The sequence below is a fragment of the Candidatus Seribacter sulfatis genome (genome assembly GCF_964187635.1).
Lineage (GTDB): Bacteria > Verrucomicrobiota > Verrucomicrobiia > Opitutales > Seribacteraceae > Seribacter > Seribacter sulfatis.
Genome location: NZ_CAXLMO010000102.1, coordinates 1 through 12,996, shown reverse-complemented (window position 1 = coordinate 12,996; position 12,996 = coordinate 1). Strand labels below are relative to the sequence as shown.

9 protein-coding genes are annotated in these 12,996 nt (G+C 42.8%); 5 read left to right on the top strand and 4 right to left on the bottom strand.

The window, feature by feature from the left end; translation table 11 throughout:
- The coding region (locus ACKPQ5_RS09625) for a glycosyltransferase (RefSeq protein WP_407678893.1) at window positions 1–622 on the top strand (622 nt) is incomplete at its 5' end.
- The gene (locus tag ACKPQ5_RS09620; RefSeq protein WP_407678892.1) at window positions 619–1,506 is read left to right on the top strand and encodes a glycosyltransferase family 2 protein; all 888 of its coding nucleotides are present in this window, start codon (window positions 619–621) and stop codon (window positions 1,504–1,506) included. The genes ACKPQ5_RS09625 and ACKPQ5_RS09620, both read left to right, overlap by 4 nt.
- Here ACKPQ5_RS09620 and ACKPQ5_RS09615 read toward each other — a convergent pair.
- From ACKPQ5_RS09615 to ACKPQ5_RS09600, 4 genes are all read right to left on the bottom strand, one after another.
- On the bottom strand, window positions 1,496–2,689 hold the full coding sequence (locus tag ACKPQ5_RS09615; RefSeq protein WP_407678891.1) for an aminotransferase class I/II-fold pyridoxal phosphate-dependent enzyme: 1,194 nt from the start codon (window positions 2,687–2,689) through the stop codon (window positions 1,496–1,498). The two genes, ACKPQ5_RS09620 and ACKPQ5_RS09615, sit on opposite strands and share 11 nt — an antisense overlap.
- Before the next feature lie 84 nt (window positions 2,690–2,773).
- Window positions 2,774–4,750 carry a peptidylprolyl isomerase gene (locus ACKPQ5_RS09610; RefSeq protein WP_407678890.1) on the bottom strand — a complete coding sequence of 659 codons (1,977 nt, stop codon included), beginning with the start codon at window positions 4,748–4,750 and terminating at the stop codon, window positions 2,774–2,776.
- A 41-nt stretch (window positions 4,751–4,791) separates the two neighbouring features.
- Window positions 4,792–7,788: a DUF7088 domain-containing protein gene (locus ACKPQ5_RS09605; RefSeq protein WP_407678889.1), complete on the bottom strand. Its 2,997-nt coding sequence runs from the start codon at window positions 7,786–7,788 to the stop codon at window positions 4,792–4,794.
- 26 nt (window positions 7,789–7,814) lie between these two features.
- Window positions 7,815–8,537, bottom strand: a complete 723-nt coding sequence (locus ACKPQ5_RS09600) for an ABC transporter ATP-binding protein (protein WP_407678888.1) — start codon at window positions 8,535–8,537, stop codon at window positions 7,815–7,817.
- Between the two features lie 217 nt (window positions 8,538–8,754).
- Between ACKPQ5_RS09600 and ACKPQ5_RS09595 the strand changes: the two genes are divergently transcribed.
- The 3 genes from ACKPQ5_RS09595 (at window position 8,755) to ACKPQ5_RS09585 (ending at window position 12,982) form a co-directional block, all read left to right on the top strand.
- Complete coding sequence (locus ACKPQ5_RS09595) at window positions 8,755–9,891, top strand: hypothetical protein (RefSeq protein WP_407678887.1); 1,137 nt, start codon at window positions 8,755–8,757, stop codon at window positions 9,889–9,891.
- A 75-nt stretch (window positions 9,892–9,966) separates the two neighbouring features.
- A complete protein-coding gene (tkt, locus tag ACKPQ5_RS09590) occupies window positions 9,967–11,970 on the top strand; it encodes a transketolase (RefSeq protein WP_407678886.1) in 2,004 nt (667 codons plus the stop codon).
- Between the two features lie 199 nt (window positions 11,971–12,169).
- Window positions 12,170–12,982, top strand: coding sequence for a TlpA family protein disulfide reductase (locus ACKPQ5_RS09585; protein ID WP_407678885.1), 813 nt, complete (start codon window positions 12,170–12,172; stop codon window positions 12,980–12,982).
- Window positions 12,983–12,996: the final 14 nt, after the last annotated feature.

Here is a 12,996-nt window from a genome sequence, read left to right as displayed (position 1 = left end):
TCGAAGAGGATTAGCAAATTGGCCCGTTCGGTCCAATTTTGAATTAGTTAATGAATCTCGATTAGAATTATTAAGTGTAGGGCGATTAGTTGAGAAAAAGGGTTACATTTATCAGTTGAAAATTGCAGTTGAACTCTTATTACGAGCGGTACCGTTTCGCCTTCAAATTATTGGCTCCGGACCGTTGGAAAAGTTTCTTGTAAAGGAAACAAATCGTCTTGGAATCGCAGATCATGTATTATTCGTAGGGAGCAAGTCTCAGAAAGAAACGAGAAAGGTTTTCCTGGAGTCGGATATTTTTCTTTTTACTGGTGTTGTTGCAAAAAATGGCGATCGAGATGGCATACCGAATGTGATTCCGGAAGCAATGTCAACTGGGTGTTTAATTTTAGCTTCTTGTAATGCCGGAGCATCTGAAGCGTTTATTGAAGATGTTTCAGGTTTTTCATTAAATCCTAAAGACACCAAAAATTGGACTTCTTTATTAGAAGAATTTTGGGAGGAACCAGGCTCATTTCAACTAATGAGAAAACGTGCGATAGAGCATAGTAGGCAAGCATTTGATGTAAAGAGTACAGCCCATTCATTTTGTTCCGTTATTGAACAGAATATTAACTTATGACAAAAGATTGCATCGAAGTAAGTTTGGTTATTTCAGTTTATGGCCAATTGGAGCACACCAAGCGGTGCCTGCTAGAAATAGATAAAACTTTAAAAGGTGAAATTTCTTATGAAGTTTTGATTGTTGATGATGCAAGCAAAGATGGAACGCCAAAATTTCTTCGATCATTAGACTCTCGTTATCGTATATTTTATAACGAAACTAATAAAGGCTTTGCCAAAAATAATAATTTCGCGGCCAAACAAGCCCATGGGAAATATTTATGTTTTTTAAACAACGATGTCTTTGTTCAGGGCAATTGGCTTTTACCAATGCTTGAAGTTTTTAAAACCTATGAAAAGGTCGGAATGGTGGGGAATGTTCAGCAACTTACAAATTCAAGAAGATATGACCATATGGGAGTTGTTTTCACACCACAAGGGAACCCAAGGCATTATGGACAAGGTTTTTTTCATCGTCCATTCAAGGGGAAAGTCAAACAATGGAGTGCAGTGACAGCTGCTTGTTGTATTACTGTCAAAGAAAACTTTCTTGCAATTGGTGGTTTCGATGAAGTTTTCGTAAATGGTTGTGAGGATGTCGATTTGTGCCTTCGTATGACCGAGAAAGGGTTAGATAATTATGTGGTTCATGATAGCTTGGTATTCCATGTGAAGGGTGCCAGTGAGGGAAGAAAAACTTTTAATGATAAAAATACACAAATCCTTCTGGATCGATGGCAGGGTTTAATTATTTCAAATCAATCAGTTTCTGATCAATACAGGCATGCATGGACCTATTTTTATCGTGGTATTGTAAAACCTTGGTCCATCAATGTGAGCAAATGGATTGAGGCTATTCTGATCCTTGTAAGGCTAAAGAAATTACCTTCAATTAAATCTTAGATTTCGCGTAAGTCATTGCTTCTTCGATACGGTCTAGATCTTCTTCGGTATGGGATGCAGAAATTGCGGTTCGAATTAAGTCTTTGCCAGGGGGAACTCCCGGAGCAATGGAAATAATTGCATAGATTCCTTTTTCAAGTAGAGCTTTCCAAAAGTAATAAACCTTTTCTTTTTCTCCCAGAACTATTGGGATTGCCGGGGTTTCGCTCTCCCATGTATCTAATTCTAAATTGGCAAGGATTCCCCGGTATCTTTCTAAATTCTTGAATAATCGTTCTTGATGCTCGGGTTCATTTTGCATGATTTCGAGCGCCGCTTGAGCACAAGCACAGGATGCTGGGGAAAGAGCTGCAGAAAAAATAGTTTGTTTCGAATGGCTCCGCATATAATCAATCCCTTCTTTGGTGGACGCAACAAACCCACCTGCTCCGGCGAGTGACTTTGAGAAACTGGCACATAGTACATCGACCTGTTCGGTCATTCCAAAATGATTAGCAGTTCCTCTACCATTTTCCCCCAATACTCCAAATCCATGGGCGTCATCAAGAATGACAAATGCTTTGTACTCTTGGGCAATTTTTACGAACTCTGGTAGTTTGGCAATATGTCCTTCCATTGAGTAAACTCCCTCGAGAACGAAGATATTATTGTCAGTTTCTTTATATCCTAAAATTTCAGCGGCATGGGATGGGTTATTATGAGCAAATCGTTCGCATCGAGCCCCACTTAATTGGATACCACTCCAAAGCGAAGAATGGAGGTTCTTGTCCGCCAAAATAAGATCTTTTCGCTCTGCAAAACCAGTGATCGCAGATGCACAGGCCAAATATCCTGCAGAATACACATGGCATGCTTCCTTTCCTAAAAAATCGGCTAGTTTTTCTTCTAATTCCTGGTGGAAAATCCGACCGCCATTCGCAAGTCTTGCTCCGGTTGTACTACTTCCCCATTTCTTAATTGCTTCAATTCCAGCCTCTTTAATTTTGGGATGGTGCGAAAGGCCAAGGTAATCATTGCTCGATAGCATGATGAATTCCTTGCCATCTTTAAAGACCCGAGTTCCTTCCTGCCTATCAAAAATATGGTAGTAGGTGTCGTACTTTAAGCGTAGACGGGTTGAATCATCTGAGCGAATCCTTTTCCATAAGGGAGACTTTTGGGACTTGATGAAAGGAAATGCCATTCAATTATCCTTACAACCAAAAGCAACCGGTTGAAAGAAAAATCACTGAAAGTACTGAGGATTAATGCTTTATTTATAGATTAACTATTCTGTCCGTTTAATGACATGAAAGCCAAAGCCAGTTTCGACCACTTCTGATACAGCACCTACCTCCAATGCAAATGCAGCTTCCGAAAATGCTTTCGCCATTACCTCAAATTTAAATTTTCCTAAGTCTCCCCCTTTGGACTTACTGGGCCCATCCGAAAACTTTATAGCCATTTCGGCAAATCCCTTCTTTTCGTTGAGAATAAGCCCACGAATTCGCTCCGCTTCCGTTTTAGCTTCTTCCTTCGAGCGAGTGATTTTTGAATCTGCACGATCAGCTCCCTTGTATGAGATCAAAATATGAGATGCTTTAACTTCTTCTGGCATTTCAGCATCCTCGGACTTAATTTTTACAAAATCTTTTCTTTCCAAACGAACCTTTTCATATACGTCGTTAGAGATGACATAATACCAACCCGCCAAGTCTTGGTTCAATTCATTTACCCGCTTTTGTGCCTTTGCAAGTTTGTCATTAAACTCTCTTTGTTTATTTGCATTAGAGGCATTAATTCCGGCTATTTGAGCATCACGTTCCGCTTTTTCCTTGGTGAATTCGGTCGGTTCTTTTTGGATGGAACTATCTTCTTTACTAGTGGGTACTGGTTTACTCTTTACCGCTGCTGGTGGTGCGGGAGGAATAGTAGAAGGGGGAGCGGAAGAAGGTACGAAATTAGGAGGTGGACCTGGAGGGGAGATTTTGGGTGCATTACTTTCTTTTCCTTTTTCACCCGTGTCCCCTTTTTCTCCTTTGGGGCTCGATGTGTTGTTATCAGGCGAGGATGGGGGAGGGGGGGTTGTTAATGCCTCGGGTACTGGTTCAAGGTCGAGTGGATCAAGTAAGTTTGGATTTACGCGAGCAAAAGCGTAGATATATCGACTGTCGCCGGTGGAATTTTCATCCTCCTCAGGTCCGCGGTAAATATCACCAAAACGCAGGACATATTCCACGCCGTCCTTCATTCCCACCAATACTTCACCTTTATTGGAAACGACTTTGGGGACTTGTTGACCTTGTGGGTTTTGAACTGCAACCGTATAAAATCCTTTTTGTTGAAGTGATTGTACTACTGCTTGGTTCTTTTGGTCTTTCAAGTTGTTGAAGAACTCGTTCCCTTTTTTTAGATTGTTGACTAGGATTTCTGGCTTTTTTTCTACATCGATAATTTTTAGGTCATCAAGTGCATCTTTAAGCGCATCCAATTTTTCCTTATCCAATTCCTCCTTTTCGGTCAGTGATGAACCACTTAATTTCCATTCAGAACTATCATAATCGAGGACAAGTGGATTGCCCGAACGGTTTAACTGTCCTTGTGCGAGATTAACTTCATAGTTATCAAGTGTAATTTGTTTGATATTCCATTTATCCAAATCAAGAAAATCTTCTTCTACCCAATCAACAAATTTCGTGGAAACATCATTCGCATTTTGAACTTCTGCTGTGTAGACGGTGTTTTCTTGAGGTTTCCGAACATATCTTGTCCTCGAAAGTCCTTCTACCTCATTGCCAATTATGAGCTGGGCAAGGTTTGAACCTGAGCTATTTTTCAAAGCGATGCTCTTTCCTACACCTGCGTCGCCTGGATTTGCTTTGCTAGGATCGACTACACCATACTGGGCATGTTCGCCCGCCCCTTCAGAAGCGACATCAAGAATCCGTAAGTCCAAAAGAATTGTTGAAACATCTTTTACTTGATTATCCGCGTTTGCTGGATAATCGGGCTTTTGTGGCCGGCGGATCCACCAACCTTTGTCTGTCTGTGCTATTTCAATTGATTTTGCTTCCAGGTTTTCTTCATCAATCTCAACAATTTCAATCCCCGTTGCGGAACGTGTATCAAAAGTTTCGAAAAGGGCTTGGCCCATTTGACTCCCCTTACTAGTGGGGTCAATTTTTTCCGGAGTTGTATAGATAGCGAGTGCTACAAAGGCAGCAGTAACCGCAATAAAGGCAATGGACTTGGTGTTTTCGTTCATGAGTCTAAATTTTGTATAAGTTTAAATTTGATTGGAATGAACTAAGATCGTAATCGAGAATCAACTGCTCCATCGATCTCAGCTTTTCTTTTCCTCGAAAAAACAATTAAAGCAACAATGAGTAGGGGGATGGGAGGGAGGAATACGGACATTTGTTGAATGAATTCTTGCTTCTCTTTAATTTCGCGATCTCGCTGACGCTCTGCTGCTTTCACTTTCGTGTTGGTATCTTGTCGTAATTCTCGTTCTCTTTTTGCCAAATTCTTTTGCAGCTTGGCGGCCTCAGTTTGGAGTAATTGCATGAATTGCCCCTGTGTCATATTACTTTGGCTATTTTGAACATCTGCAAGGGCTTCGTTTAATTTCCGATTTTCTTCTTGAAGGATCTTTTGAATCGAACTTTCTGCATTTTGAATAGTTTGAGTAGCAACTTCACGTGCCTCCTCGATGCTTTTTTCAAACTCCTGTAATGTACGGTGCAGGCGACGGCGATTCCTGATCTCAAGTAAACGATCCTCCTTGGCTAAACTATCGATTAAGTTAAGTGACAAGGTTACATTGTCTACATCAAGAGGGAAGTCCGATTCTGGACCTCGGCTCCGGATATTGAAAAATGGATCCGCTAACACATCAATATCCGCGATCAAAATTACATTAATTTGATTGGTCTGATTTCCATCCTGGATTGTACCGCCAATGGAAGCACCAATAGTTTCGGACAGGTTGGAACCAGAGTATAGCGTTCTGTCTGGGTTAAAACGTCGAGGTGTTCCAAACACTCCTCCGGTCCAAAAATTATCGAGACTGGTTGTTCCCGAAAGACTTCCTCCCCTTGTTTTAAGTAAGGGTTTAAAAGTGAGCGTACTCGATGGGTTTTCATAGAGCGAACCTGGGCAAGTAAATAAACAATATTGAAGTTCAGAGGTCACGGGTCCCTCGAGGAAGGAATTCTCTTTTCCTCCGACATAAATGAATTCGTCTGGGAAATTATCAGAACGGGGAATTTTGGGAGTCGGATTATAGGGATCCCGCAAAATTCTTTTTTCTAAGCCTTTTAATTTAGTATCCACTGGATCGAGAAGCTTTTGCTCAATAAAATTACGAATTGGGTGACCTGAATCCAATCCATTTATTGAATCCCTCAGACTGGTAAGTGAAAGACTCGACCAATCGCTCGAGGAAAGGGGAGCATTCGCATTCAATCTAGCTTCGTACTCAGAAGTTTTCTTGATCAAGTCATTAAGCTTGGTGAAAAAACTTCCCACCTCGGTAAATCTCCCTCTTGCAGGGGCTAAACTTCGGTTTGCACTTGTCTGTAGTTGGAGAAGTTCATTCTTGATCGCGTCTAATCGCTCCGCCGGATTTACGTTAAAGTGAACTCCTAGTAGGCTCCACAGCTTGGATAAATCACCTTTTTCAGGAGCTGGAGGAGGGGGTTGTCCTGGTCCACCTCCCTGTTGATTATTTCTTCGTGGTTCGTAAGTACCAGTAACACTGCCCTGAATAAGTGGAAGTGGATCTTCGAATATGGCGGTGGGAACTCCTGCCTTGATTGCGGCGATAAGATCATCTAATTTTTCGTTATCTAAGGTGGAAGGTTGGACCACCATAATGGCGTCATAATCTCCCTTTTTAATTTCCCCACCAGTTACTTCCTGGACATCATATTGTTTGCGAAGTTCGCTCACGACTTCCCATGCAGGGGTGCCGCCTCCCATACTAAAGCCCATTATTCCCATACCGGCGGTTCCCATCATTGGAGCATCCGTCGCAAATACACCCAGTTTTTTCTTTGCTTTCGAACCACTGACCGAACTGAGAGTGCGCATGATTTCGTATTCCACTGGCAGTCCTTTGTAGACAAAAGGAATCGTTTGCTGCCCCCCACTTCCCTTAAAAACAAGCCCCAGGTATAAATCTTTTTGCCAAGGCATAAATCGGCCATCCTGCTGAACAAAAAGAGGGGGAGTTATGCCGTTTTGATTTTCGACCCCATATTTTTCTGCCGTAGTGGAAGCATTATCTTCTGCGGTAATCTCGTGAATATCAACGATTACCTGGTTTCCATTACGCTCAATTTCCCGCAATGCAGTTAATAAATTAATACGCGTTTGTACATATTGTTCAGGCATTGAATCGGCAGGAGATATAAAGGCATCAATCTCAACCTGTCCTTCAATCTCCTTCAGTAAATCTTTTGAACCTTGCGATAAACTACTTAATTGCTCCGCTGTGGCATCAATCCTAATAATATCATTATTTCGAAAAATGAAGGTTAGGGAATATGCTATTGCCAAGGAGGCAACTACTCGAGTGCTGTAATGAAATATTTTTGTCTTGCCGGTTGGGCTACCCACCCAGTGCCTACGACCAATTAAAATCGAACAAAGGTAGAGCATGGCAACGGATAGACTAACAAAAAAGACAATACCCGATATACTGATAGTTCCACGGCTAAAATCTAAAAAGCTAGCAGATAGTCCCCAGTTGGTATTGGGAAGAAGGGCGAGTGGAGCGTTAAAAGCAACTCCCAGTACAAAAGCGACCGTTAGGTTAGGCGTTAGGAATGAAGCCACCATCCCAATGGCAATCATGCTTAAACCCACAAAGAAGTAGCCGATGTAAGTAGATAATAGTAGTCCAAAGTCAGGATTTCCTAGCTGAGAAAGTACAAAATAATTCGCAACCAGGGAAAAGAGTAAGGAAATCGCAAAAATCGCAACTGCACCGAAATACTTTCCTAGAACCACATCAAAGTCGCTGCCTGGAAGAGTTAAGAGAAGTTCGTCCGTTCCCTGCCTTCGCTCATCCGCCCAGATACTCATAGTAATGGCGGGAATAAAACCAAGGAGAATGTGGGGTAGGAATTGATTTAACTGGTCCAGATTCGCCAAATTGGAATCAAAGAATTCTTGCGACCAAAAAGCAGCAATTCCACTTGCCAAAAGGAATGCACAAATAAAGACATACCCACTTGGACTTCCGAAATAGGAAGCAAGATTTCGTTTAAATACAGCGGAGATAGCTTGGGAATTCATAACAGGAAAATGTTAAAGGTAAGGTCTTAGGCAGTTTGGCGATTGAACCAGGAGTCAAGTGAGGATTCATCTTTTAAATCATTCGGAGTACCATCAAAAATTAATCTTCCCTGATCGATCAAAATGATACGGTCGGCCATTTCCGGAACTTCTTGGAGGATGTGAGTAGACAACAGGATAGTCTTGCCCAGGTCTTTAATGGTTTTTCTTACTTCCAGAACTTGGTTTGGGTCGAGTCCTGCGGTAGGTTCATCCATAATCAACACATCGGGTTCGTGGAGGAGCACATTCGCCATTCCGACCCGTTGCCGAAATCCTCGGGAAAGTTTTCCGATTGGTTTATTTAAAACTGTGCTAATCGCACACTGTTCCACCACTTGTTCAATTCTGACCGCTTTTGTTTTGGCATCTATACTGCGAGCGTCTGCAAAGAAATTCAGTAATTTTAGGGGAGTCATTTCCTCGTAAAGTGGGCCATTTTCTGGAAGATAACCAATCCGATTTGCTACTTTTTCTCTGTTGTGAGCAACCTCCATCCCGCAAATCTTTGCCGTTCCCAAGGAGGGTGCTAAATATCCGGTAAGCATTTTCATGGTAGTGCTCTTTCCCGCTCCGTTTGGCCCGAGAAATGCGACTACCTCTCCTTCGCGAATGGTAATATTTAAGTCATCTACCGCGATGAAGTCGCCGTAGTATTTACTGAGACCTTGTGTCTCGATCATTATTTCTGAGGATGAATGGTCTGACATATTAGCAATTGTTTGATAGGCATACTAAATAGAATGCATGTTATAATTGAGGTGGGGGATCTTGGGGAATGGACAAAAGCGGTTTAAAAACTAAATTTTGTGTAAACTACCGAAAAAAAAGTAATTTGCAAGATGGGCAAGAAGAAAAACTTTGCAAACATCTAAAATAATATCAATAGTGCATATGAATGTTGTTATGAACACATATTACAACAAAATGTTATTATTATATTTTGCCTCTTTGTTTGCTCAGGGAAGCGTTGGGGCAAGAGAGTTAATTAGTCCAACGTATTTGGATGTGATGGATTCAGTTACTTGGATAAGTCCCATTCGCAATATCGAAGAGGATGGTTCGATGATTGTACGGATTAAAAATAAGCAGACTGCTATTCCTCTTTTTTATCCGAAAAATGTTCCCCTTTTTGATTTCATGGACAAGGGAAATCCTCAATTTTATACTCTTGAACAACTATCCTTAAATCCTCGACTTGGACCGATGCCAGTTTTCGTTTCGCATAAGCAAAAGCATGTGGCGAAAGAACCCGTAACAATTGAAGCCAGCAAAGTAAGGAGTTTGGAAAATCGCCTCAGAGACTTGGAGGCCAAACTATTCGAATCGGAGTCTAGGCAAAGTCAACGTCCCGGGGATGATGAGTTGCAAGCTTTTATCTTGGAGGGTAATGACCATTTGAGTGCCGAACAAAGAATTGAATATTTGAGTAGGGTAATATCGGAAGCTAAACAGAAAACCAATCGGGAGAATTCTCCGATTGCTGAATATTCCCCACCTCTTGCCACTAAGATAACTCATCAGGAAGAAGAATTGGCAAATTCGGATTTTTTATCACTGCCCCCGCCCCCTACAATAGCGGAATCTGAAAGTCGGTATCCACTAAAACGGTATAACAAGCTTGCTCGATCGGTATTGAAGTTTAAAGCTTCTGTTCCCACTGCTCAGGGTAAGGAACGACCGGCCCAGGCCTCCGATTTTTATTTAACCACCCGTAATCTGCAGGATTTACTTTCTGATTTGAATTTAGATAGTGCCTTAGCGGGGGAGGTGAAGTCCGTTGCTGAATTATGGGCTTATGCGGAAAAAGATTCTACAGCAAATCCAGAAATTGCGCTTGGAGTAAAGTCAATCTTGTTGCAGGCAAAAGTGGGAAAAGCGAGAACTGACCCTTTCGGTAATGGAGAATTGGATGATGTCTCGCCGGATGATAAGTATTTCCTCATTGGCATCGATAAAGATGATCAAACCGGGGTAGTTACTATATGGTCCAAGCATGTAGAGGTGGGCCTAGGAGAAAACATGGTTGAATTGACTACAAAAGATGTTATCTACCAAGAGTGATAGTTTACTCTAAATAAAACTTTTCAGTAACTCCTTTTCAATTCCCGTACTTTTAATTTAAAGCACAAAATTACTATGGCACTACCAAATATAGAAATTCTTCAACAAGCAGCAGATCAAGCCCGAGGCTTGGCAATCGACGCCGTTCACGCATGCAGTTCCGGTCACCTCGGACTTCCTCTCGGTGCTGCCGAAGTGGGGGCAGTTCTTTATGGGCATGATTTACAGGTCGATCCTTCGGATGCGGAATGGTTAAACCGCGACCGCTTCGTTCTCTCTGCCGGTCACGGAAGTATGTTCCTTTATGGTTGGCTTCATTTGGCGGGTTACGATCTTTCTCTCCAGGAGGTAAAGAATTTCCGCAAGCTTCACAGTAAGACTCCCGGACATCCTGAATTTGGAGAAACTCCAGGTGTTGAATGCACAACTGGCCCGCTCGGTCAGGGAGTAGGAAACGCAGTGGGTATTGCAATTGCCGGTAAGATGGCGGCTGCTCATTTTAATACACCGGAGCATGAAATTATTAACCATCAGGTTGTCTGCTTGGTGGGAGATGGTTGTCTCCAGGAAGGGGTCGCGGCAGAGGCGGCTTCTCTTGGTGGCCATGTTGGCCTGGATAATTTAACAATAGTTTATGATTCAAATGATGTAACTTTGGATGCAATGGCAGATGCGAGCCAAAGCGAGAGCGTGCTCGATCGTTTTGCAGCCTATGGATTTAATGTAATTCGCCTGGAAGATGGACATGACCTGAATGCGATTGCCGATGCATTGTCACAGGCCCGGGCAAATAATAATGGCAAACCGACTTTTATTGAGGTTAAAACTCTTATCGGAAAGGGTATTCCCGAAGTGGCAGGTACCGCAGCCGGACACGGCGAAGGCGGAGCAAAATTTGCTGATTCCGCCCGACAAGGCCTTGGTCTCCCGGAAGAAAAATTCTTTGTATCTGAGGAAGTTCGTTCCTACTTTTCTTCTCTCAAGGAGCAACGGAAAGTAAACCGTCAGGCATGGGATCAAACTTTTTCCGCTTGGCAATCCGCTAATCCTGAAAAAGCAGCCCTATTAAATAGCGGACTAACCCGCGAGTTACCGGCTAATTTAATCGATAGCGTGCAAGTATTTGCCGAAGATGCAAAGGTGGCCACCCGTGCAGCAGGTTCTCAGATTATTAATGATTTAGCCAAGGCTTTTCCATTGCTCATTAGCGGATCCGCTGATCTTCACGGTTCAACCAAAAATTACCTCAAAGACATGGGCGATTTTTCGAGCACCAACAATGCGGGTCGAAATCTCCTTTTTGGAATTCGTGAACATGCGATGGGTGCGATTGTCAATGGGATTGGATACTATGGTATTTTCCGTCCATCCGGTGCCACATTTGCCGTGTTTGCGGATTATATGCGTGGTGCAGTTCGGGTTTCCGCGCTGGCAAATCTGCCTATTTTTCACATCTGGACACACGATTCGGTTGCAGTCGGAGAGGATGGACCAACACACCAACCTGTTGAAACCACCAGTGGCCTGCGTTTGATTCCTAACCTTGATGTTATTCGTCCCGCTGATCCTGAGGAGACAGCTGGTGCATTCTTTGCTTCCCTCGAGCGTATTGACGGACCAACTGGTCTCATTTTAACTCGTCAGAATGTTCCCAATCTTTCTCAAATTCCGGTTTCGGAGCGTCGTCAGGGTGTTCTTAAAGGAGCTTATGTGGCTCGTAAGGAAGAGGGTGAATTGGAGTTAATCATTTTGGCATCTGGAAGCGAAGTGTCCCTTGCCTTGGAAGCAGCAGAAAAACTCGGGCCGACAGTCCGGGTAGTTTCCATGCCCTGCATGGAACGCTTCGATCGTCAGGATGCAGAATACCGAGAATCCGTTTTGCCGAAAAAATTCCGCAGCCGCCTCGCGGTTGAAGCCGGTGTGTCTGATATTTGGAGAAAGTATGTCGGTTTGGATGGCGTGGTTGTGGGAATTGACCGTTTTGGGATTTCCGCACCTGGAGACATCGTAATGGCCGAACTTGGTATTTCAGTTGAAAATATAGTTAAAAAAGCGGCCTTGGCTGGATTGAACGGATAGTTCTATCCTTCCATTGCTAGATAATACTCATTTTTAGGCTTCCAGGGATTACTCTGTAAACGGCTAATCCTTGGTATCGTCTGTGGGTATAACTTCATATATTTTACGCGATACTGAGTCTGCATCTTATAAAATAATAATTTTCCAATCCTTGGATAAACCCTTGGCATCTTCAACTTCAAGCGACTAAAGTCCATGAATGAAGATAACAAAGAAGTTTAGATTATTACTTACAATAACTGGTATTTTTTGGGTATTCCCATTTAACTCAACCCTTGCGAAAGATGAAGGCAATACGAAGCTTTCCGAAAAACCTGCTTTCGAAGAAGTTTATAAAAAATTGGATACACAGGTAAGAGCAGCTTTAAAAGAGGATCAAGATAAGGGAATTATTGAACTGGAGAGGGTGGGGCGCCTGCTCTCCAAGGATTACCCCAAAGAATTTATGCCCTATGCCATGCTTTCTGCGGTTGCACAAATGACCCCAGACAGTGAGAAAAGTTTGAAAATTCTAAAGGAACTTACCGCATTGGATGATTCGGACCCCAAGATTGCCCGTATTATCGAAAAGGCCAAGGGGCAACTCAAGAAGAGGGAAGCCTTGGGCAAACCTTTGGATATGAAATTTACCGCGGTGGATGGCCGGGAAGTGGATCTTTCTCAAATGAAGGGAAAAGTGGTCCTGATTGATTTCTGGGCCACTTGGTGTGGACCCTGTGTCCGCGAGATTCCAAGTGTTAAAAAGACTTACGATGAATTGCATAAACAAGGCTTCGAGATCATTGGAATATCCATGGACAGTGATAAGAAGAAACTTGAGAGCTTTCTGGCAAAAAACGAAATGCCCTGGCCCCAATTTTTCGACGGAAAAGGCTGGAAGACCAGCCTGGCCCAGGAGCATGGGATAAGCAGTATTCCGGCGATGTGGTTAGTCGATAAAAAGGGCAATCTTGTAGACCAGAATGCCCGTTCCGCTTTGGAGGAAAAGGTAAAAAAATATTTGAGTCTATAGATGGCTTTCGAGGG